17 protein-coding genes are annotated in these 20954 nt (G+C 70.3%); 9 read left to right on the top strand and 8 right to left on the bottom strand.

The features are described 5' to 3' along the window. Positions 1–47 precede the first annotated feature (47 nt). Positions 48–407: a Spx/MgsR family RNA polymerase-binding regulatory protein gene (locus tag TX83_RS21090; protein WP_064749953.1), complete on the top strand. Its 360-nt coding sequence runs from the start codon at positions 48–50 to the stop codon at positions 405–407. Next, on the top strand, positions 404–1555 hold the full coding sequence (gene dapE / locus TX83_RS21085) for a succinyl-diaminopimelate desuccinylase (protein ID WP_064749952.1): 1152 nt from the start codon (positions 404–406) through the stop codon (positions 1553–1555). The genes TX83_RS21090 and dapE overlap by 4 nt, the downstream gene beginning before the upstream one ends. A gap of 221 nt (positions 1556–1776) precedes the next feature. On the opposite strand, the gene TX83_RS21080 is transcribed toward dapE, so the two are convergent. Beyond that, positions 1777–4194, bottom strand: a complete 2418-nt coding sequence (locus TX83_RS21080) for a penicillin acylase family protein (RefSeq protein WP_064749951.1) — start codon at positions 4192–4194, stop codon at positions 1777–1779. A gap of 152 nt (positions 4195–4346) precedes the next feature. Here TX83_RS21080 and TX83_RS24035 point away from each other — a divergent pair, with 152 nt between their 5' ends. Then, on the top strand, positions 4347–4478 hold the full coding sequence (locus tag TX83_RS24035; protein WP_261370241.1) for a hypothetical protein: 132 nt from the start codon (positions 4347–4349) through the stop codon (positions 4476–4478). A 126-nt stretch (positions 4479–4604) separates the two neighbouring features. Continuing rightward, positions 4605–6290 (top strand): asparagine synthase B, encoded by a 1686-nt coding sequence (gene asnB, locus TX83_RS21075; RefSeq protein ID WP_064749950.1) that lies wholly within the window; start codon positions 4605–4607, stop codon positions 6288–6290. Between the two features lie 79 nt (positions 6291–6369). Here asnB and TX83_RS21070 read toward each other — a convergent pair whose 3' ends face one another. Further along, a complete protein-coding gene (locus TX83_RS21070) occupies positions 6370–6840 on the bottom strand; it encodes a hypothetical protein (protein ID WP_064749949.1) in 471 nt (156 codons plus the stop codon). A gap of 304 nt (positions 6841–7144) precedes the next feature. Then, on the bottom strand, positions 7145–8311 hold the full coding sequence (locus tag TX83_RS21065; RefSeq protein WP_075575297.1) for a polysaccharide deacetylase family protein: 1167 nt from the start codon (positions 8309–8311) through the stop codon (positions 7145–7147). A gap of 170 nt (positions 8312–8481) precedes the next feature. On the opposite strand from TX83_RS21065, the gene TX83_RS21060 reads away from it, so the two are divergent. Beyond that, entirely contained in the window at positions 8482–10302 is a 1821-nt protein-coding gene (locus TX83_RS21060; protein WP_064749948.1) for a monovalent cation:proton antiporter-2 (CPA2) family protein, read from the top strand. Here the strand turns inward: TX83_RS21060 and TX83_RS21055 are convergent. Both TX83_RS21055 and TX83_RS21050 read right to left on the bottom strand, forming a co-directional pair. Further along, positions 10299–11192, bottom strand: a complete 894-nt coding sequence (locus tag TX83_RS21055) for a PD40 domain-containing protein (protein ID WP_064749947.1) — start codon at positions 11190–11192, stop codon at positions 10299–10301. The two genes, TX83_RS21060 and TX83_RS21055, sit on opposite strands and share 4 nt — an antisense overlap. 44 nt (positions 11193–11236) lie before the next feature. Then, the gene (locus tag TX83_RS21050; protein WP_064749946.1) at positions 11237–11860 is read right to left on the bottom strand and encodes a CGNR zinc finger domain-containing protein; all 624 of its coding nucleotides are present in this window, start codon (positions 11858–11860) and stop codon (positions 11237–11239) included. 299 nt (positions 11861–12159) lie between these two features. Between TX83_RS21050 and TX83_RS21045 the strand changes: the two genes are divergently transcribed. Further along, positions 12160–13110, top strand: a complete 951-nt coding sequence (locus TX83_RS21045) for an MBL fold metallo-hydrolase (RefSeq protein WP_079248372.1) — start codon at positions 12160–12162, stop codon at positions 13108–13110. A gap of 332 nt (positions 13111–13442) precedes the next feature. On the opposite strand, the gene TX83_RS21040 is transcribed toward TX83_RS21045, so the two are convergent. Next, complete coding sequence (locus TX83_RS21040) at positions 13443–14816, bottom strand: trypsin-like serine peptidase (RefSeq protein ID WP_064749945.1); 1374 nt, start codon at positions 14814–14816, stop codon at positions 13443–13445. Positions 14817–15159: 343 nt separating this feature from the next. On the opposite strand from TX83_RS21040, the gene rnr reads away from it, so the two are divergent. From rnr to sugE, 3 genes are all read left to right on the top strand, one after another. Then, positions 15160–17595 carry a ribonuclease R gene (gene rnr / locus TX83_RS21035; protein WP_064749944.1) on the top strand — a complete coding sequence of 812 codons (2436 nt, stop codon included), beginning with the start codon at positions 15160–15162 and terminating at the stop codon, positions 17593–17595. 285 nt (positions 17596–17880) lie between these two features. Continuing rightward, positions 17881–18636: a 23S rRNA (guanosine(2251)-2'-O)-methyltransferase RlmB gene (gene rlmB, locus TX83_RS21030; RefSeq protein ID WP_064749943.1), complete on the top strand. Its 756-nt coding sequence runs from the start codon at positions 17881–17883 to the stop codon at positions 18634–18636. A gap of 322 nt (positions 18637–18958) precedes the next feature. After that, entirely contained in the window at positions 18959–19270 is a 312-nt protein-coding gene (gene sugE / locus TX83_RS21025; RefSeq protein WP_064749942.1) for a quaternary ammonium compound efflux SMR transporter SugE, read from the top strand. A 48-nt stretch (positions 19271–19318) separates the two neighbouring features. Here sugE and TX83_RS21020 read toward each other — a convergent pair whose 3' ends face one another. Together TX83_RS21020 and rnt are read right to left on the bottom strand one after the other, a co-directional pair. Further along, positions 19319–19936, bottom strand: a complete 618-nt coding sequence (locus TX83_RS21020; protein ID WP_064749941.1) for a glycoside hydrolase family 19 protein — start codon at positions 19934–19936, stop codon at positions 19319–19321. A 263-nt stretch (positions 19937–20199) separates the two neighbouring features. Further along, positions 20200–20847, bottom strand: a complete 648-nt coding sequence (gene rnt, locus TX83_RS21015) for a ribonuclease T (protein ID WP_064749940.1) — start codon at positions 20845–20847, stop codon at positions 20200–20202. Positions 20848–20954: the final 107 nt, after the last annotated feature.

The raw sequence follows: 20954 nt of genomic DNA, 5'->3' as shown, positions 1-20954 counted from the left end.
GGCGCGCGCTGCGCGCTTGTTTTCAACGATCCAAAGGCTAGTCCGCCATGACCACCCTGTACGGCCTCAACAACTGCGACACCTGCAAGAAAGCCCGCAAGTGGCTCGACCGCTTCGGCGTCGCCCACGCCTTCGTCGACTATCGCGACAACCGGCAGAGCCCGGAAACGCTGATCGAGTGGAAAAACCAGCTCGGCGGCTGGGACAGCCTGATCAACAAGTCCTCGACCACCTGGCGGACCCTGCCGCCGAACCGCAAGGAGCCGGCCTCGGATGCGGAGTGGAAGCTGCTGTTGAAGGAGTATCCGCAGCTGATCCGGCGGCCGGTGGTGGTCACCGACGACGGCAAGGTGAGCCAGGGCTTCAGCGACAACGGCTTCAAGCAGCGCTTCGGGATCGGCTCGTGAGCGCCGCGTCCAGCGACGTCCTGGCGCTGACTTGCGAGCTGATCGGACGCGCTTCGGTGACTCCGCAGGACCTGGGCTGCCAGGACTTGATCGCGCAGCGCCTGCAGCGCGCAGGCTTCGCCTGCGAGCACCTGCGTTACGGCGATGTCGACAACCTGTGGGCGACCCATGGGGCGGGCGAGGGGCCAACCCTGGTCCTGCTCGGACACACCGACGTAGTGCCTTCGGGCCCGGCCGACAGTTGGGCCAGCGATCCGTTCCGCCCCGAGATCCGCGACGGCGTGCTGTACGGACGCGGCGCGGCCGACATGAAGGGCAGCGTGGCTGCGTTCGTGGTCGCGCTGGAGCGCTTCGCCGCGCGCCATCCCGGCCACCGCGGCCGGGTCGCCTTGCTGCTGACCTCGGACGAGGAAGGCGACGCCATCGACGGCGTGCGCAAGGTCGCCGAGACCTTCCGGGCCCGCGGCGAGCGCATCGACTGGTGCGTCACCGGCGAGCCTTCGTCGACGCGCACGCTGGGCGACCTGTTGCGGGTCGGCCGTCGCGGCACCTTGTCGGCGACGCTGAGCGTGATCGGCGTACAGGGCCATGTCGCCTATCCGGACAAGGCCCGCAACCCGATCCACCAGGCCATGCCGGCGCTGTCGGAACTGGCCGCCCGGAGTTGGGATCAGGGCTACGAGACGTTTCCGCCGACCACGCTGCAGATCAGCAACATCCACGCCGGCACCGGCGCCAACAACGTGATCCCGGGCGAACTGCAGGTGCTGTTCAACCTGCGCTACAACCCGAACTGGGACGCGCAGCGGCTGGAGCGCGAGTGCGAGCGGGTACTGCAGGCGCACGGCCTGGAATACCGTTTGCAGTGGTTCCGCGGCGGCGAGCCGTTCTACACTCCGGAAGGGCCTTTGCGCGCCGCGGCGCGCGAAGTGCTGGGCCGCTTCGCCGGCGCCGCGCCGGAGGAGAGCACCGGCGGCGGCACCTCCGATGCGCGCTTCATCGCGCCGCTGGGAGCGCACTGCATCGAGATCGGCCCGGTCAACGCCAGCATCCACAAGGTCGACGAGAACGTCTCGGTCGCCGATTTGGAGGCCCTGCCGGAGCTGTATCTGGCGCTGATCGAGCGCTTGCTGGTCGAGAACGGCTGAGACGGGCGGCGGCGCGCGATCGCTTCGTTGCGGTTGCGCGCAGGTCGACATCGAGAGGTGTCGACGCCCGCCGGTCGCGGCTTACGCCGCTCCCACAGCAAGCCGGCCGCCCCTGGTGGGAGCGGTGTCCCTCAGGGATTTCCTGCGGTCATAAGCCGCGACCGCGATGCGGCCGAGCGCGGCGGCCGTTTGGATTCCGGACTCGGTCTTGCCGCGGCGGCTCACTCGATCGGCCGCAACCGCAGCGTGTATTTCGCTGTCCCCGGCAGGAACGGCGTGGGCCGCCCGTGCACCCAGTCGTCGTGGCCCGCGCCCCAGAACGGCGACAGCGGGTGGCCGCTCTGGCCGCCGGGCATGTGCACGATGCCGTCGGCCTCGTGGCCCGGCGACACCACCATGCGCTCGGACGCGCCGAAGCTGGGCCGTTGCACGCGCGGCATCGCCGCGTCGCCGGGCAAGCGATCCGGCGGCATGCACAGGGCGCTGCGGGCGAAGCCGGGCAAGGCCGACGCCAAGGGATGGCAGATCGAGGCGGTGTTGTGCTCGCCCCACGTATGCCGGGCCAATTGCGCGGCGGCGCCGGGGCCCGGCGACACTTTAAGTTCGTCCAGCACATCTTGCGCGGCGTGCTCGAGCAGCGCGTCCCAGGACGATTCGTTGCGCGGCAGCAGATGCGCCGGGCGCTGGCTCAACAACGGCCAGATCACCCCTTCGAGCTGTTTGAGGTCGGGCATTTCGAACTGAGCGCCCAGCGCCGCCTGCGCCGGTGCGGTCAGGCCGTTGGCGATGCGGGTGAACACCGCGCGGCGCCAATTGCGCACCATGCGATAGCTGACCGAGCCCGGTTCTGCGCGGCCCTCCCAGCGCTGCGAGGCCTGGGCCAGCGCGGCCAGCGCCGGCGAGCCGCCGGCTCGCTTCGCGCGTTCGCCTTGCGCCTGCAACAGGCGCCACCAGCGCTGCAGGAACAGCGCCCGGTCGTCGAGCTGGATCGCCAGCAGGTCGCGTTCGCCGAAGCGCTGCTTGGCGAACAGGCCGTCGCGGATCTGGCCGGCGCGCGCGCCGAGCACATAGTCGCCCTGGCCGATGCGCTCCAGTTCCAGGCCGTCGAGGGTGCGCGTGTTCGCGGTCCACAAACGGCCCGACGGCGGCGCCACCAGGTCCGGCGCGTCGGCGGTCTGGATCGCCCAGGGCGGGCAGGTCGGCACCTGCAGAGGGCGTCCGTCGGCATTGGCGTTCTCGGCCAGCGCATCGGTGCTGCACGAGCCCTCGCGCTCGGGAATCGGGCCGAGCAGGCGCCAGGCGATTTTGCCGCCGCGATCGCCCACCACCAGGTTCTGCACCGGCATCGCCACCGTCCGCGCGGCCTGCAGCGCCTCGTCGACCGAACCCGCGCGCTGCAGCTCGGCCAGGCCGAGATTGAGCGCGCCGGGCAGGTGCGCGCTCCAGCGCAGGGCCAGCGCGCTGCCGTCGGCGTTGTCGTGCAGCAGCGGGCCCCACGGCGTTTCGCGCACGATGAGCTTCTCCGGCGCGCGGCCCGCGACGGCGATGGTTTCCTCGTGCACGCTCAGGCCGGCGCAGGTCGCCGGCCCGGCGTCGCCGGCGCAGCCGGGCTGCAGCGACCAGTCGGCCCAGTCGCCGTAGCTGTTGGTGAAGGCCCAGGCGACGTGCCCGTTGCTGCCGACCACCACCGCCGGCAGGCCGGGCAGGGTGAAGCCGGAAGCGTCGGTGCGGCCGCCCGGCGCGCGCGGGTCCGGGTAGCGCAGGCGTGCGCGGAACCAGATGTTGGGCGCGCGCAGGCCCAGGTGCATATCGTCGGCGACGATGGCGCGGCGGTCGGCGGTCAGGCTGCCGGCGACGGCGAAGTTGTTGCTGCCGATTTCGTCGAGGAAGGGCAAGGGGATCAGCCTGGCCGAGGCCGGCGCCGGCAGTTGGCGTAAGTCCAACTGCTCGGCGCTGGGCAATGCCGCGTCGCCGAACGGCGCGCCGTACAGCGGCGCGTCCCAGGTGCTGCCGGGGTTGGTCAGCAGCGCGAACAGGGCCGGCGGCACGTGCGGCCGGATCCGCCACAACGCCAGCTCGCGCGCGTTGTCGCCGCCCTGCAGGTCGAAATACATGGCATAGCCGACCAGGGCCGAGTCGGCCACGGTCCAGGGGGCGGGTTCGCTGCGCAGCAGCAGATAGGGCCAGGGCTTGCGCGACAGCCCGCGCAGGCCGGCATTGACGCCGTCGGCATAGGCTTGCAGCAGCGCGGCCTGATCGCCGGAGAATTCGGCCAGATGCTGCTGCACCCGGGCGCGCAGTCGGTGCACGCGATGGCGGCGGTCGAAGTCGAGCGCGCGCTCGCCGAACAGCGCCGACAACTCGCCGGCAGCGGTGCGGCGCAGCAGGTCCATCTCGAAGTAGCGTTCCTGAGCGTGAACGAAGCCCAGCGCGCGCGCGGCATCGGTCTGGTTCGCGGCTTCGACGGTGACCACGCCGAGCGCGTCGCGCTGCACGCGCGCCGGTGCGGACAGGCCGGCAAGGGCGAGTTCGCCTTCCAGGCGGGGCAGGCTGCCGCGCAGCAGCCACCAGGCCGCGACGACGCCGATCAACGACAGGCACAACAGCGCGAGCAGGGCGCGCTTGATCCATTTGGCCATGGGGGTCCTCCGTGGCCGAGCTTAGCTTGGAACGGGATTGGGGATTCGGGATTGGGGATTGGGGATTGGGGATTGGGGCGGCGGGTCGCGGTTCCGGGCGCCGTCGGTCGGGGGCGCTTGCATCCGGCGCCGTCCTCAAGCAGGATCGGCTCATGACTTTCCCGTCCGCCACCGCCGACCGCCGCCGCGCCGCCAGCGCCGGCCGTGCCTGCGCGGCCGTGGCCGACGTGCGCGCCAACAACAATAACCGCAATAACGCCAGCCTCCCGCGGGCCGGCGATTAGCGCGCGCAACACACGCTAACTCGCTCAGGAAGCCCGCACTGCGAAGTGCGGGCTTCTTGCGTTTCAGGCCCCCAAAACGACTTCCACCCACCCGAACCGCCGCTCAACCCTCCTGGAGATGCCCCGATGTGCTCGATTCTTGGTCTGTTCGATTTGCGCCCCGGCGCCGACTTGCGTCCGTTGCGCCCGCTGGCCTTGTCGCTGTCGGCGCGCCAACGCCACCGCGGCCCGGACTGGTCCGGGGTCAGCGTCGATCCGCGCGCGATCCTGGTCCACGAGCGGCTGGCCATCGTCGACCCCACCGGCGGCTCGCAGCCGCTGCGCTCGGACGACGGCGAACTGGCGCTGGCGGTGAACGGCGAGATCTACAACCACCGCGAGCTGGAACAGCAACTGCGCACCGCGTACGCGTTCCAGACCAAGTCCGACTGCGAGGTCATCAACGCCCTGTACCGCGAAGGCGGCGAGATCGGCGAATGGGTGGGCCGGCTCAACGGCATCTTCGCCTTCGCCCTGTGGGATGCCGCGCGCGGTCGCTATGTGATCGCGCGCGATCCGATCGGCGTATGCCCGCTGTACTGGGGCCACGATGCCGATGGCCGGCTGTGGGTGGCCTCGGAGATGAAGGCGCTGGCGCGGCTGTGCGACGACGTCGCGCCGTTCCCGCCGGGCCATTACTACGACAGCGAGGTCGGAGTGGCGGTGAAATATTACCAGCGGCCGTGGCGCGAATACGAGGCGGTGCGAGGGGTCGATGTGTCGCTGCAGGAATTGCGCGAGGCGTTCGAACGCGCGGTGCATCGGCAGATGATGAGCGACGTGCCCTACGGTGTGCTGCTCTCCGGTGGGCTGGATTCCTCGCTGGTCGCGGCCTGCGCGGCGCGCTTCGCCCGGCGCCGGATCGAGGAGGACGACCAGGCCGAGGCCTGGTGGCCGCGGCTGCATTCCTTCGCCATCGGCCTGCAGGGCTCGCCCGACCTGGCCGCGGCGGAGATCGCGGCCCAGGCGCTGGGCACGGTCCATCACGGTTTCACCTACACCTTCGAGGAGGGCCTGGACGCGCTGCCGGACGTGATCGCCCATATCGAGACTTACGACGTCACCACGATCCGCGCCTCCACGCCGATGTTCTTGCTGGCGCGGCGGATCAAGGCGATGGGGGTGAAGATGGTGCTGTCCGGCGAAGGCTCCGACGAGATCTTCGGCGGCTATCTGTATTTCCATAAAGCGCCGAACGCGCGCGAGTTCCATGAGGAGCTGGTGCGCAAGCTCGACGCGCTGCACAGCTACGACTGCCTGCGCGCCAACAAATCGATGATGGCCTGGGGCGTGGAGCCGCGGGTGCCGTTCCTGGACGTGGAATTCCTCGACGTGGCGATGCGCATGGACGCGCAGGCCAAGATGGTCGACAAGGCCGCCGGGCGGATCGAGAAGTCGATCCTGCGCGAGGCCTTCGAAGGCTACCTGCCCAAGGAAATCCTGTGGCGGCAGAAGGAGCAGTTCAGCGACGGCGTCGGTTACGGCTGGATCGACGGTCTCAAGGCGCACGCCGAGGCCCAGGTCGGCGACCGCGAGTTCGCCGCGGCGGCGGTGCGTTTTCCGATCAACACGCCGCAGACCAAGGAAGCCTACTACTACCGCAGCATTTTCGAACGCCATTTCCCCGGCGAGGCCTGCGCGCAGACCGTGCCGGGCGGCAAGTCCATCGCCTGTTCGTCGCCGGCGGCGATCGCCTGGGATGCGGCCTTCGCCAATGCCGCCGACCCGTCCGGACGAGCGGTGGCGGGCGTGCACCAGGCCGCGTTGGTTTGAACGGGAAAGCATCGGGCGCCTTGCTGGCGCCCGATGCGAGAGCGATACGGTACCCGCATCGCTGCGGGCGCCGCGCCGATCAGGTGCCGCAGCGCGGCCAGCTGACGGTCAGGGTCTTGATGTCGGAACCGCCGTTCGGACAGGCGACTTCGACGATCGCCTTGCCGGTCAGTTCGCAGGTCGAGCTGCGGAACACGGTCAGCCCCTTGCGCGCCGGCGTGCCGGGGAAGCTGTAGGCGCCGTCCAGCGACTGCGAATCGGTGGTCACCGGGACGCCGTCGTGGCTGCGGCCGGAGACCTGGGCGGTGACGATGTACCAGGCCGGCGCCGGCGCCGGCGGGCTGAAGCTCGGGCGCACGCTGGCCTTGGCGACCACGGTGGCGGTGCTGCCGCTGTTGCCGAAATCCAGCCACAGGTCGGCGGTGTAGGCATTGCAGATACGGACGTGATCTTCGGCGTCCGGCGGCGGCGTGGCGGCCGAGGCCAGCGGCGCGGCGAGCATGAGCAGGGCGGTGGCGGCGAAAGCCGCGAGCGAGCGATGCTTGGTCATACGCAGATCCTTGCGTGATGGTTTGAATGCGCGCGGAGCGGCAGCGGATGTTCGCTGCCGCAGGTCCGTCGCGGTCGGGAACGGCACGCCTGCAGCGGCGGGCCGAAGCGCATTCTGAGCCCGCGTCGACGCAGCGGATGCGACGTTCTGACGGTCGCGCGACAGTTCTAAAAATTCGCGCGGCGTCCAGCGAAACCGTCGCAGCGAGCGCGGTTTCGTCGCGTTTTTCGGCCATGGCCGCCGATGCCGCCCGGGCGTCGGCGGCGGCCGTGCAGGCCGATTGCGCGAGCGCGCGCCGTTGCGCTCAGCCCGCGGCCGCGGGGTAGCGCTTGCAGTCCACCCACTCCAGGCCGGCGCCGCGGGTCCGCTGCAGCAGCCACGGCAGCGCCTGGCGGGCCTTGTCGTGCACGTCGTGGAACAGGATCGTGCCGCTCCGCCACAGCAGCATCAGGCTGAGCAGGCGCTGGCCGACCGCGTCGGCCGATACCTTGGCGTTCCAGTCCTGGCTGTCGATGTTCCATAAAGCCACGCGCAGGCCTTGGGCGCGGAAGAACGCGCCGCTGTCGGCCAGGCGTTGGCCATAGGGCGGGCGGAACAACGGCACGTAGCCGGCGCCGACGCGTTGCGCGACCAGGGCGCTGCTGCGGCTCACCGAGTCCTGCCATTGCGGCCAGCGCGCGTGCGACTGGTGTTGCCAGCCGTGCGAGGCCACGCACATGCCCGCGTAGAGCCGGGCGGCGTCGTCGCTGCGCCGCTGCAGCGATTCGCCGAGGACGAAGAAGGTGCCCTGCAGCCGCAACTCGCGCAAGGTGCGCAGCAGCCGGTCGGTGTTGCCGCCGGACGGGGTGGGGCCGTCGTCGAAGCTGAGCAGGAAGCGGCGGTCGCCGAGCTCGCTGCCGTCGGACTCGATCGCCGAGTAGGTGTCGATTTCGCTGCTGACCCGCGGAAACAGCGCCGCCAGGCGCAATTGCTCATCGAGGTAGACGCGATGGAAGCGCGCCGCGTCGGCGTACCAGGCCGCGTAGGCCGGCTCCGGCGCGGCCTCGAAGCGAAGGGCCAGGCCGCGCAGCGCCGCGGCGTCGCTGGCCGGCGCGCAGAATGCGTCCGGGGGCGAGCAAGTGCGCAGCGCGTTGCGGTAGCCCGCGGCCAGGCGTTGCCAGAAGCGGTCGCGGATGCGTTCCAGCGCCGGCCGGTCGATCTGCTTCAGGCCCAGGCGCGCGCGCAAGGCCGCGTCGTCGAGCGTCTCGCCCAGCGCGAGCTGGCGGGCGAAGGCGAGGATCTCGGCGCGCGAGGCGAGGTCGAACGCGGCCGGAGCGTTCAGCGGCTGCGGCCAGGCGCTGCGATCGGAGGCGGCGATGTGGGCCGGTCCCGCGGCGCGTGCCGGCGACGCCGCCGCCAATGCCGCTGCGGCCAGCGCGCCGGCGGCGAACGGAACGACGGCCCGGGCCAGAGAGCGCGCGCAGCGGAGCATGATCGAGTCCTTCGATGGCGGTCGGCAGGCGGCGATCATAGCAACGCGGCGACGGCGAAGGCCCGGCTTAGACTGCATCGGCGCGCCTGCTAGGCTGTCGCAGTGGAGCGCGCCGCCGCGCGGCTCCGACCGATACGACCGATACGATCGATAGGCAAGCGAGGTGGGCGATGGCGGCCGAAGCGCAGGGCAGCGAACTGGTGAAGGTGGTGGTGCTGCTGGCCGCCGGGGTGATCGCGGTGCCGATCTTCAAGCGCATCGGCCTGGGCTCGGTGCTCGGTTACCTCGCTGCGGGCCTGGCGATCGGTCCGTTCGGCCTGGGCTTGTTCGCCGAATCGCAGGCGATCCTGCACGTGGCCGAGCTCGGCGTGGTGATGTTCCTGTTCCTGATCGGCCTGGAGATGCGGCCCTCGCATCTGTGGAGTCTGCGGCGCGAGATCTTCGGCCTCGGCAGCGTGCAGATCCTGGCTTGTTCGGCGGCGATGACCGGAGTCGGGCTGCTGTTCGGGTTTCCGCCGGTGGTGGCCTTCATCGGCGCGATGGGGTTCGTGCTGACGTCGACCGCGATCGTGATGCAGATCCTCGGCGAGCGCGGCGACCTGGCCTTGCCGCGCGGCCAGCGCATCGTCTCGATCCTGTTGTTCGAGGACCTGCTGATCGTGCCGCTGCTGGCCCTGGTCGCGCTGATGGCGCCGGCCGATGCGGTCGCCGATGGCGCGGCGCGTTCGCGCTGGGCCGACATCGGCGTCGCCCTGGCCGCGCTGGCGACCTTGCTCGCCGCCGGCATCTGGCTGCTGAACCCGCTGTTCCGGCTGCTGGCCGCGGCCAAGGCGCGCGAGGTCATGACCGCGGCCGCCTTGCTGGTGGTGCTGGGCGCCGCGCTGTTGATGCAGGTCGGCGGGCTGTCGATGGCGATGGGGGCCTTCCTGGCCGGCGTGCTGCTGTCGGAATCGACTTTCCGCCATCAGCTCGAAGCCGATGTCGAACCCTTCCGCGGCATCCTGCTCGGCCTGTTCTTCCTCAGCGTCGGCATGTCGCTGGATTTGCGCGTGGTGGCGGCGAACTGGCCGCTGATCGTCGGCGGCGTGCTGATCCTGATGCTGACCAAGGCCGTCTGCATCTATGGCGTGGCGCGGGCCTTGAAGTCCTGCCACACAGAGGCGCTGGACCGCGCAGTGCTGATGGCGCAGGGCGGCGAGTTCGCCTTCGTGCTGTTCTCGGCCGCGGTCGGCGCGCGCCTGCTCGACGCCGAGACCGGCGCCAACCTGACCGCGATCGTGGTGCTGTCGATGGCGCTGACTCCGATCGCGATCCTGCTGCTGCGCCGGCTGGCGCCGAAGGCGGCGTTGTCGCTGGAAGGCGTGGACGAGCCCAACGGGCTCAGCGGCAGCGTGTTGCTGGTCGGCTTCGGCCGCTTCGGTCAGGTGGTATGCCAATCGCTGCTGGCGCGCGGGGTCGAGGTCTCGATCATCGACACCGACGTGGACATGATCCAGAGCGCGCAGAGCTTCGGCTTCAAGGTCTACTACGGCGACGGCACCCGCCTGGACGTGCTGCATGCCTCCGGCGCCGACACCGCGCAGCTGATCGCGATCTGCATCGACGACCGCGCCGCGGCGACCACCACGGTGCAACTGGTGCGCCACCAGTTCCCGCAGGCCAAGGTGCTGGCGCGCAGTTTCGACCGTGAGCACGCCTTGGAGCTGGTCAATGCTGGCGTCGATCTGCAGGTGCGCGAAACTTTCGAGTCGGCGATGCGTTTCGGCGAGGTCGCACTGGTCGAACTCGGGGTGCCGGCCGACGAAGCGAGCGAGGTGGTCGCCGACATCCGCCGCCGCGACGCCGAGCGCTTCGAACTGGAACTGGTCGGCGGCACCCGCGCCGGCGTGCCGCTGCTGTACGGCAACATGCAGCAGACCCCGCTGATCGCGCCCAAGCCGCGCGCGGGCGCGGCCGGGGCCGAAGCGCCGGCCGCCGGTCCAGCGAGCTAGTCGCTGCCGCTGCGCCGCGGAGGCGGCGGTCCACCGCAGGCAGGCGGCCAGCGCCGGTCGGGCGCGTCGACCAGATCGAGCAGGAACAGTTCGCCGGAACGCTCGCCGTCGGCCTGGGCGAACAGCAACCGGTCGCCGGCCGGCGACAGCAACGGCCCGACCTGGAACACGTCTTCGCGCGCGGGCAGGCGGCCGCGTTCGCGCCAGGCGCCGCGCTCGCGCTCGAACCGGTACAGGTGCGAGCGGTCGCCGCGGTCGATCACCGCGATCAGCCGGCGGCCGTCGCGCGAGACGTCGGCCTCGTACTCGTTGGCGGCGCTGCTCAGCGGTGCGCCGAGATTGACCGCCGTCCAGCGTCCGGCGGCATCGGTTTGCGCGACATACAGATCGCCTTGGCCGTGGCCGCCGTCGCGGCTGGAGCCGAAATAGAGCCGGCCGTCGGCGCCCGGGCGCGGCAGCAGCTCCGAGGCCGGCGAGTTCACCGGCGCCGGCAGGCGCCGCGGCGCGGACCAGCCGCGTGCGCCGCGGCGCTCGACCACGTAGATATCCAGATCCTCACGACGCGGGTCGTGGCGCGAGGACACGAAGTACAGCCGGCGGCCGTCGGGGCTGAAGGCCGGGTCGGCGTCGATGCCGGCCTCGGGGCTGGCGAACGCCGGTGCGCGTGGCGGCGACCAGCGGCCGCGTTCGCAGCGCGAGTGCAGCAGCCGCCAGCGGGCGAAGTTGCGGTCGCTGCGCATGAACACGATGTCCTCGCCGTTCGGGCTGAACGTGGGCGAGGATTCGTACTCGTCGCTGGACAAGGCCGGTGGGGTCCAGCGCATCGGCACCGGTCCGGCCGCGGACGGTGCGGCGCAGACGGCAACGGCGACCAGCAGGGCGAGCGCCATCGACGATCGATGAAACCGGAGGGGCGGGCTGCGCATGGGGGCGCCTATTCGGCGTCGCGATGACGCTGCTGGAACCGGCGCGCCTTGGCGACGTTGCCGCAGGTGGCCATGTCGCACCAGCGGCGGCGGCCGTTCTTGGAGGTGTCGACGAACACCCAGCCGCAGTCGCGGCCGTCGCAGACGCGCAGGCGGTCGATGCGCGGGTCTTTGAGCAGGTCGATCGCATAGGCGGTGATGACGTGTGCGATCAGGTCCAGGCCCGATCGCTGCGGCGACCACTGCGTGCGCAGCCGGCCGCGGTCGGACACCAGGCGCGCAGCGCGCGAGGCGTCCAGGCGGGCGCGGTCGATCGCGTCCAGCGCGCTCGCGTCGGGCGCGCGGCCACCGGCCGACGCGTACAAGACGTCGCACAAGGCCTCGCGCAGTTGCTTGCAACGGGCCAACGCCGCCGCGGCCTGGGCCGGCGATTCGCGCCGCAGGACGTCCAGTCGGCTGAGGTCGGCCTCGGCGAAGGCGCCGCTGCGCGCGGCCCAGTCGAGCAGGGCCGGATAGCCGTCCAGCCAATCGCGCGGCTCACTGTCGCGCGCGGTGACGGTGTTGACCAGGTCCAGGGCCGGATCGCCGCCGACCAGATCGGCGGGGCGGAAGTCGTGGGGTTCCAGGCGCATGGCGTTCCCTCGTGGATGAGCGCAGCGTAGAACGGGCGCTTGTAACCTGCAATATCGAATTGAAGGGTTTTGATCGGATCGCGAACCAGGAGGGGCGGTCGCCGACGGCTTATATGTCCGATATAAGCAACAGATAATCGACTTGTGCGCAATTTTTGGCACTGTTTCGGTCAATTATTCTGCCTCGCATGCCGGCCATCGCTCCGGTCACCCGCCCTCGGCGCCGGCGCCGGTATATCGGCCGCAGCTGCGCCGAATCCGTTGCTCCGTCCGACCACGATTCTTACGAGGCCATGTCCATGATCCGAACCCGCTTGTTTACCGCTCTGGGTGCCGCTTGCCTGAGCCTGGGCCTGATCGCCTGCCAACGCGAGGCCGAGCCGGTCGCGCCGGGCGCTACCGCGGCGGCGGACGATGTCCCCGTCGTCGCCGAACCCGCCGCTGCGCCGCTGCAGACCGAGGTCTACAACCCCGGCGAGAAGGGGCTGTTCCAAGTCGCCTCGGTGCTGGTCACCGGCGCCAAGGACGCCGTGCTGATCGACGCTCAGTTCTCCGCCGCCGACGCGCGCCGACTGGTCGAGCGGATCAAGGCGTCGGGCAAGCGCCTGAGCGCGATCTACATCAGCCATGGCGATCCGGACTACTACTTCGGCGTGGACACCCTGCAGACCGCTTTCCCCGAAGCCAAGATCCTGGCCACCGCGCCGACGGTCGAGCACATCCGCAGCACCCAGGCCGGCAAGCTGGCGTACTGGGGCCCCAAGCTCGGCGCCGACGCGCCCAAGCGCATCGTCGTGCCGGAGGTGCTGCAGGGCGACCGCATCGAGCTGGAAGGGCAGAGCCTGCAGATCGTCGGCCTCGACGGCCCCAGCCCGGACCGCAGCTTCGTCTGGATACCGTCGATCCGCACTGTCGCCGGCGGCGTGCCGGTGGTCGCCGGCGAGCATTTGTTCATGGCCGACACGCAGACGCCGAAGTCGCACCAGGATTGGTTGGCGACGCTGGCGAAGATCGAAGCCTTGAAGCCGGAGAAAGTGATTCCCGGCCACTTCGCGCCGGGTTCGGCGCAGACTCTGGACGCAGTGCATTTCAGCGCCGGCTACATTCGCGCCTTCGACGAGGAAGCGGCCAAGGCCCAGGACGCCAACGCGCTGATCGCGGCGATGAAGCAGCGCTACCCGCAGCTCGGCGGCGACCTGTCGCTGGAGATCAGCGCCAAGGTCGCCAAGGGCGAGATGCCCTGGCCCTGATCGCCGCCGCTGTCGACCGATCGGTGCAAGCAACGGCCGCTGCCTGCGCAGCGGCCGTTCCGTTTTCTTGCACAATGCTGTGACCGCCGCGGTTGCGTGCCCGGCGCAACCCGCTTGTGTAGGAGCGGAGTCAGCCGCGACGACCGGAACGGCGAGATGCCACGCCCGTACCCGAAACCCTGATCGTCCGACCCAGGCGCGCAACAAACGACTCCTCGCTGGGCCGGTCGCGCTCGCGTACCTCTCTGCGGGTGCCGCGGCTTGCGCCGCTCCTGCAGGAGGGCGAGCGATGCGCCGCCCGCCGCGCACGGCGGCGGACGGCGCGGGGCCGGTCACGGGTTGAAGTAGCTCGACACGCTCGAGTAGATGTCCGAGAAGCGCGAGTAGTAATCCGGATCGCGCGGCGCGCTGCAGTAGGAATAGCCGCCGTAGAGGCCGCCGCGCAGTTGATAGCCGCCGCTGCCGGTCACGGTGAACAGGCCCGAGCCGGAGGAGCCGCCTTCGGTGACGCCGGTGTTCCAGACCACGCGATACAGCGGCGATTTGCCGTCGATCGAGGTCGACAGGCCGGTCACCGAACCCAACGAGTATTTCTTGACGTCGCCGGCGGGGTGGTGAATGCCCTCGATCGCGGTGCCGGTCGAAGCGATCGCCGAGCTCGACCAGCCGGCGTAGACGGCGCCGGCCGGCGCCGCGGTTTTCAGCTCCAGCAGGGCGGTGTCGCGGGTGCGGTTGGCGTGGCGCAGATAGGCGCCGCCGCTGAGCGTGGTGTAGGCCGGATTAACCGTGCTGCCGCCGCAGGTGGTGACGTCGTAGAACCAGTAGGTCTGCAGCGAATTGGCCACGGTCTGGGTGCTGATGCAGTGCGCGGCGGTCCAGAACAGGCGCTTCTTCGGCGAGTGATTGTTGTTGAGCAGGGTGCCGGTGCACAGGTAGGTGCCGCCGCCGCTGGTGAAGGTCATGCGCGCCACCGACTTGGCGGTGGAAACGAAGCCCGAGGGCGGACTGGTGCGGCAGACGATGTCCTTCTCGCAGTAGTCGCTTTCGCCGACCAGGGCCTGGAACTCGCGTTCGCTGGCGACCGGGCTGACGTCCAGGTGCGAGAGCTGCGGGACCTTCAGGCGCAGGCCGTCGCGGCGCACGCCCTTGGGCAGGACGATTTCCACGTTCAGCGTGTCGCCGGCCACCAGCGGCGACCAGCCGATCGCAGGGCCGGCGAACTCGGCGCCGCGGGCGGCGAACACGCGGCCGTCGTTGCCGGCGAAGTGCAACAGCGCCGCCGCCGCACCGGCGCCGCGCAACGACAGACCGGCGCGCAGCGCCACGGCGGTTTCCGAACGCAGCTCCAGGCGCGCCGCCTGCCCGCCGTCGGCCAGCGGTCGCCAGTTGAGCGTGCGCAGATCGATGTCGCTGCGGGCGACATCGCGGGCGAAGCCGATTTCCAGCGGCTGGCCGTGCTTGTCCTGCTGTACGCGGCGCTGCTTCAGCGCCGAACGTTCCAGATCGGTGGGACGCATCAGACTGACCGGGCGCACCGCGCCGGCTTTGGCCGAGAGGACGAATTCGGCCGCGCCCATGGCGCCGGCCGAGGGAGCTTCGACGACCGGCGCCGAATCCATTTCGGCCGCCGCCGGCGGTGCAGCGTGAGCCGACGCAGCGGACAGGCCGGCGAGCAGCGCGAGGCAAAGCGCGTTCTTGCGGATCATCGTGCGATTTCCTTGGAGGTCTGGAGGGAGGTCGGCGGGGCAGCCGCCGGTCCGCGCAAGCCGCGGACGAGGCGACCCTAAGCCTCGCCGCAGGCCGGTTTTGTGCGGTGGTCGGGGCTTCGCGCAAGCGCCGCGAGCGCAAGCGGGCGGGGGAACATCGGTGCGGAGGATCTGTGCGCGCCTTTGCACATCGGCATGTGCCGTGGCGCGCCCGGCAGGCGTTTCGCGCAGCGTGCTTTGACGCAGCGCAACGCGAGCCTGGCTTGCGACCGTGCGTCGGACGGCCGGACCGCCGGGGCCGGCCCCGACGCCGCGTTCATGGCAATGTGCGACCATAGCCGCCATGACCAAAAAACCGAAGAGCAAGAAGACCGGAAAGACCGGCGGCAAGACCCCTTCCCATACCACCGCCGGCAAGTCCGCCGCCCCGCGCAGCCGCAAGAGCGCGACCCCGCGCCCGGCCTGGCTGCCGGAGAATCTCCAGCACGGGCCGGCCAAGAGCCCGCGCAAGAAATCCTCGGCTCCGGCCGATGCGCCGCGAGCGCCCGCCTACCACGATCCCTATGCCGAGCGCGAAGCGATGCGCTACGCGCAGCCGATCGCCAGCCGCGAGCTGATCCTGCAGACCCTGATCGCGGCCGACGGCCCGCTCACCGCCGAGGATCTGGCCGAACGCCTGCACCTGACCGACCCCGATCGCGCCGAAGCGTTGGCCAAGCGCCTGGGCGCGATGCTGCGCGACGGCCAACTGCTGCAGAACCGCAAGGGCGAATTCGCTCCGGCGGCGCAGATGGACCTGATTCCCGGCGTGGTGATCGCCAACCCCGACGGCTTCGGCTTCCTGCGCCCGGAGGCCGGCGGCGACGACCTGTTCCTGCCGCCGTTCGAAATGCGCAAGGCCATGCACGGCGATCGCGTGCTGGTCAGCGTCACCGGCGTCGACCGTCGCGGTCGCCGCGAAGGCGCGATCGTCGAAGTGCTGGAGCGGCGCCTGAATCGCCTGATCGGCCGTTTTACCCTGGAGCAGGGCATCAGCTACGTGGTGCCCGACGACCGCCGCATCCAGCGCAACGTGCAGATTCCGCCGGACGCGCGCATGGAGGCGCACAACGGCCAGTTGGTGGTGTGCGAACTGGTCCAGGCGCCCGATCCCAAGCGACCGCCGATCGGCCGCGTGCTGGCCGTGCTCGGCGACAAGCTGACCGCCTCGCTGGCGGTGCAGGCGGCGATCCACGGCCACGAGATTCCCGACCAGTTCCCGCAGGCGACGCTGGACGAAGCCGCCGCGGTGCCGCTGACCGTGCCCGAATCGGTGGCCGCCGGTCGCGTCGACCTGCGCGCGATGCCGTTGGTGACCATCGACGGCGAGGACGCCAAGGATTTCGACGACGCGGTGTATTGCGAGAGCAACCGCAACGGCTTCCGCCTGGTGGTCGCGATCGCCGACGTTTCGCATTACGTGCGGCCGGGCACGCCGCTGGACGAAGAGGCGCAGAAGCGCGCGACCTCGGTGTACTTCCCCGGCTTCGTCGTGCCGATGCTGCCGGAGACCCTGTCCAACGGCATCTGTTCGCTGAACCCGAAGGTCGACCGGCTGTGCTTCGTCTGCGACATGCAGATCGACCGCGACGGCCAGGTCGGCGAATCGAAGTTCTACGAAGCGGTGATGAATTCGCATGCGCGCCTGACCTACACCCAGGTCTGGAACGCGGTCGGCGACGTGCCGGAGGAGGCCAAGGCCGAGGCGCAGGCTCAGATCGGCTCGCTGCTGCCGCATATCCAGCGCCTGCACCAGCTGTACCACGTGCTGTCCAAGGCGCGCGCCAAACGCGGCGCGATCGAGTTCGAATCCGGCGAAGTGCGCTTCGTGCTCGGCAAGGACGGCGAAGTGGTGCAGGCCGGCATGCTGCAGCGCAACGACGCGCACAAGCTGATCGAGGAGTGCATGATCGCCGCCAACGTCGAGGCGGCGAAGTACCTGATCGCGCGCCAGGTGCCGGCGCCGTTCCGCATCCATGAGCGCCCGCCGGAACAGAAGTACGCCGACCTGCAGGAGTTCCTCAAGGAGTTCAAGCTGCGCATGCCGCCCTGGACCCAGGTCGAGCCGCGCGACTTCACCGCCTTGCTGAAGAAGATCCGCGAGCGCGCCGACGCGGCGCTGATCGAGTCGGTGCTGCTGCGCAGCCAGAGTCTGGCGGTGTACGCCCCGGAGAACGTCGGCCATTTCGGCCTGGCGCTCGAAGCCTACGCGCATTTCACCTCGCCGATCCGGCGCTACCCGGACTTGCTCGTGCATCGCGCGATCAAGCATGCCCTGAGCGGGGCCAAGCCGGCGTCCTACGAATACTCGCCGCGGCAGATGGCCGCGTTGGCGCTGCAGTGCTCCGAACGCGAACGCCGCGCCGACGAGGCCGAGCGCGAGGTCGACGAGCGCTACCGCGCGGCGTGGATGGAGCAGCACGTCGGCGGCCAGTTCGCCGGCACCATCAGCGGCGTGACCAGCTTCGGCTTGTTCATCGAGCTCGACGAGTCCAAGGTCAACGGCCTGGTCCACGTGACCCAGCTGCCGCACGACTACTACCACTTCGATCCGATCCGCAAGACCTTGCAGGGCGAGCGCACCGGTCGCGAATTCCGGCTCGGCGACCGGGTCGAGATCATCGTGCTCAAGGCCAGCGTGGAAGACCGCAAGATCGATTTCCGGCTGGTCGAGGAGCGCGGGGTCAAGCCGCTGCCGCCGCGCGGGCAGCCCGCGAAGCGGGCCAAGCAGAAGTACTGAACCGTCGGTTTCGCGTCCTTCCCCGTCCTCGTGCGTTCGAGGCGGCGGCCCGCCCGGTCATAGCCGGACCATCGCCCCCTCACGCAAAGGGGGCGAGCGCCGTGCGTGAACCGGTTTCGTCGGCCCTGGCGAGGCAGGGAGATCGGCTTCGAACCCGCCTCGGCGCCGATCCCGCCAACCGCGCCGGGCCGGGCCCGGTGCGGCCGGGTAGCTTAGAATTGCCGTCCGCCCCCGCCGCGCCGCCGTTCCAGCCGTCGCGCGGCCTCCCAGCCCCACGGAAGTCCCATGAGCCAGAAACAATGGATCGCCGGCATCAATGCCGTGTCCGCCGCGATCGAACACGATGCGCAGAACGTGCGCGAGGTCCTGATCGAAGCCGGGGCCAAGAACCCGCGCCTGGCCGAGATCGAGACCGCCGCGCGCCGCGCCGACATCGACGTGCGCCGGGTCGCGACCCAGGCGCTGGACGGCGTGGTCGGCGGATTGCGTCATCAGGGCGTGGTGGCGCGTTACGCCGCGGCCAAGACCTGGAACGAGAACGAGCTGGAAGGGCTGATCGAGGCCGCCGAAGGCCGTGCCCTGGTGCTGGTGCTCGACGGCGTGCAGGACCCGCACAACCTCGGCGCCTGCCTGCGCAGCGCCGCCGCGGCCGGCGCTACCGCGGTGATCATCCCCAAGGACAAGTCGGTGCAGGTCAATGCCACCGTGCGCAAGACCTCGGCCGGCGCCGCCGATAGCATTCCGGTGATTCCGGTGACCAACCTGGCGCGCGCGTTGCGCGACCTGCAGCAGCTGGGCGTGTGGATCTACGGCTTGGCCGGCGAAGCCGAGGCCTCGCTGTACGCGATCGACCTGCGCGGCAACGTCGCCCTGGTGCTGGGCGGGGAAGCCGACGGCCTGCGCCGCCTGACGCGCGATACCTGCGATCAGTTGGTCAAGATCCCGATGCCGGGCGGCAACGCCGCCGGTGGCGTGGAAAGCCTGAACGTCTCGGTCGCCGCCGGCGTGACCCTGTTCGAAGCGGTGCGCCAGCGCGGCTGAGGCCGGGCGCCCGCAGGACGGTCGGCGCGCGCGGCGCGCCGGCGGGCAGGACGCACGCGGCGGGTAGAAGGGATGCGCAAGAACGAGAAGCGTCGGCGCGCCCGCCCGCAGCCCCGTTCGGCGCCTGCGCGCGGCATTTCCTCGCGCCTTCACGCGCCGTCCTCCACTGTAACCCCCCGCTGACCCCGGGGATGCCGCTGCGCTCCGCCCGCGTCGGGCGCCGATATACTGCGCCGCGATCCGGGACGACCCGGGTCCGCGCAGCCCGCCAGGGGCGCGCGTTTTCGTCAGGGGACGGCCCCATCTGCATGGGAGCTGCGTCATGCCCTGGATTCTGCTCGTTCTCGCCGGCCTGTTCGAAGTGGGTTGGGCGATCGGCCTCAAGTACACCGAAGGTTTCACCCGCTTGTGGCCTTCGGTCGGCACCGTTGCGGCGATGGCGATCAGCGTCGGCCTGCTCGGCCTGGCGATGAAATCGCTGCCGGTCGGCACCGCGTACGCGATCTGGGTCGGCGTCGGCGCGGTCGGCACGGTGATCCTCGGCATCGTGCTGTTCAACGAGCCGGCGAATGCGCTGCGCGTGGCCAGCGTGGTCCTGATCGTCGCCGGCCTGATCGGCCTCAAGCTCGCCTGAGCGCCTGCGCCCGCGCCGTCGTCGCGACGGCGCGGGCGCGATCTCCGCTCAGGCCGGCTCCAACGCGCTGGCGAACAATTCGTCGAAACGGCGGGCGATGTCGGCGATGGTCTGAGCCTTGTCCATGCCGTTGATGATGCGCCGCGCTTCCTCGTAGTTCGGCGCCTGGCCCGGCTTGAAGTAGTGGTCGAGCTTCTTGCCGGTGAACCAGCCTTTCTTCATGCCTTCCATCGCGATCGCATAGGCGATCTCCGGTTTCTTGGCGTCGTCGGGCTTGCCCAGCAGATCGACGCCGAGCAGCTTGCCGGCGCGTTCGTAGTTGGTGCGGCCGGTCAGCTGCACGTAGCCGCGGCCGTGATAACGCGCGCCGTCGCCGGGCTTGGTGTTGCCCAGCGCTTTGCCGATCCGGGTGTGCGCGCCGTACAGCCGTTCGAAGCGGGCATCGTCGCCGAACTCGTCGATCGGGCGCAGGGTATGCGCGGTCTCCCACTTGAAGGTGGCCATGCAATAGGCGATCTGCTGCCGGTGCACCGCACTGTCGGTGAAGCTGCGGTCCTGCTCGATGCGCCCCATCAGGAAACGCAGCGCCTGCACCAAATCCTCGCGCAGCGGCCCGAAGCGCCGGCGATAACCGTCGAGAAACTGCTCGTCGTCGAAAGCGAACATCCTGTCCTCCCGTCCTGGGCCGCGACCCGCGTCGCGGGCCGTTATCGGGCGGCGCAGCGCCGCTCGCACTCCAGGAAACGAGGCCGCACGAGGCGGACGGCCAGGACCGGCATGTTGCGCGCGCGCAACATCGGCACGCGAACGCGAACGCGCGTCAATCGAGCCGATAGCGCTCGGCGATGGCCTCAGCTGCGCTATCGTACTGCCATGAGAGGTACGCGAACGCCTTTATCGGTGATCGATGCCGTTCTGCCGTGGCAGACTCAGCCGCGCGCGGCGCCGGCCGGCCAGGCGTTGACGATCTTGCAGAACAATTCGGCGGTGCGCTCGGTGTCGTAGACCGCCGAGTGCGCTTCCTGCGCGTTCCACTGCAGGCCGGCGGCCTGCACGGCGCGGGCGAGCACGGTCTGGCCGTAGGCGACGCCGGCGAGGGTCACGGTGTCGAACACGCTGAAAGGATGGAAGGGGTTGCGCTTGTGGCCGCTGCGCGCGACCGCGGCGTTGAGGAAATTGAGGTCGAAATGGGCGTTGTGGCCGACCAGGATGGCGCGCTGGCAGCCGTGGCGCTTGACCGCGTCGCGCACCGGCGCGAACACCTGCTCCAGCGCCTGCCGCTCGGGCTTGGCGTCGCGGAAGGGATGGTCGATGTCGATGCCGGTGACTTCCAGCGACTTGGGGTCGATCAGGGTGCCCGGAGCCGGCACCACGTGGGCGCTGGCGACCGCGCCCGGCACCAACCGGCCGTCGCCGTCGAGTTCCAGCGGCTGCACGGCGATTTCCAGCAGGGCATGCTTGTTCCAGTCGAAGCCGCCGGTTTCGACGTCGACGACCACCGGCAGATAGCCGCGGAAACGGGTGGCGAGGGTGGGCTGCGCGACGGGGGCGGGAGCGAGGGGGCCGGTTTCGATCATGAGCGAAAGCCTAGCAGGTTGATGCTGAGCCTTCGTCCGTACGCCGCCGCGACGGCGGGCGGCGGCCGCCGCGGCGGGTCCGGCCGCGGCGAACGCGGCGGGGTTCG

The sequence above is a fragment of the Lysobacter antibioticus HS124 genome (genome assembly GCF_000336385.2).
In the GTDB taxonomy this organism is placed as follows: domain Bacteria; phylum Pseudomonadota; class Gammaproteobacteria; order Xanthomonadales; family Xanthomonadaceae; genus Lysobacter; species Lysobacter firmicutimachus.
The sequence above is the reverse complement of the archived record's forward strand: the minus strand, read 5'-3'. Positions and strand labels throughout refer to the sequence as shown.

Bases quoted from the DNA above. Each gene is read 5' to 3' on its own strand.
- TX83_RS21070 (WP_064749949.1), bottom strand. From the start codon at position 6,840: ATGACCAAGCATCGCTCGCTCGCGGCTTTCGCCGCCACCGCCCTGCTC.
- TX83_RS21050 (WP_064749946.1), bottom strand. From the start codon at position 11,860: ATGCGCCTGGAACCCCACGACTTCCGCCCCGCCGATCTGGTCGGCGGC.
- TX83_RS21060 (WP_064749948.1), top strand. From the start codon at position 8,482: ATGGCGGCCGAAGCGCAGGGCAGCGAACTGGTGAAGGTGGTGGTGCTG.
- TX83_RS21080 (WP_064749951.1), bottom strand. From the start codon at position 4,194: ATGGCCAAATGGATCAAGCGCGCCCTGCTCGCGCTGTTGTGCCTGTCG.
- rnr (WP_064749944.1), top strand. From the start codon at position 15,160: ATGACCAAAAAACCGAAGAGCAAGAAGACCGGAAAGACCGGCGGCAAG.
- TX83_RS21090 (WP_064749953.1), top strand. From the start codon at position 48: ATGACCACCCTGTACGGCCTCAACAACTGCGACACCTGCAAGAAAGCC.
- TX83_RS24035 (WP_261370241.1), top strand. From the start codon at position 4,347: ATGACTTTCCCGTCCGCCACCGCCGACCGCCGCCGCGCCGCCAGCGCC.
- asnB (WP_064749950.1), top strand. From the start codon at position 4,605: ATGTGCTCGATTCTTGGTCTGTTCGATTTGCGCCCCGGCGCCGACTTG.
- TX83_RS21055 (WP_064749947.1), bottom strand. From the start codon at position 11,192: ATGGCGCTCGCCCTGCTGGTCGCCGTTGCCGTCTGCGCCGCACCGTCC.
- rnt (WP_064749940.1), bottom strand. From the start codon at position 20,847: ATGATCGAAACCGGCCCCCTCGCTCCCGCCCCCGTCGCGCAGCCCACC.
- TX83_RS21040 (WP_064749945.1), bottom strand. From the start codon at position 14,816: ATGATCCGCAAGAACGCGCTTTGCCTCGCGCTGCTCGCCGGCCTGTCC.
- TX83_RS21045 (WP_079248372.1), top strand. From the start codon at position 12,160: ATGATCCGAACCCGCTTGTTTACCGCTCTGGGTGCCGCTTGCCTGAGC.
- rlmB (WP_064749943.1), top strand. From the start codon at position 17,881: ATGAGCCAGAAACAATGGATCGCCGGCATCAATGCCGTGTCCGCCGCG.
- TX83_RS21065 (WP_075575297.1), bottom strand. From the start codon at position 8,311: ATGCTCCGCTGCGCGCGCTCTCTGGCCCGGGCCGTCGTTCCGTTCGCC.
- TX83_RS21020 (WP_064749941.1), bottom strand. From the start codon at position 19,936: ATGTTCGCTTTCGACGACGAGCAGTTTCTCGACGGTTATCGCCGGCGC.
- sugE (WP_064749942.1), top strand. From the start codon at position 18,959: ATGCCCTGGATTCTGCTCGTTCTCGCCGGCCTGTTCGAAGTGGGTTGG.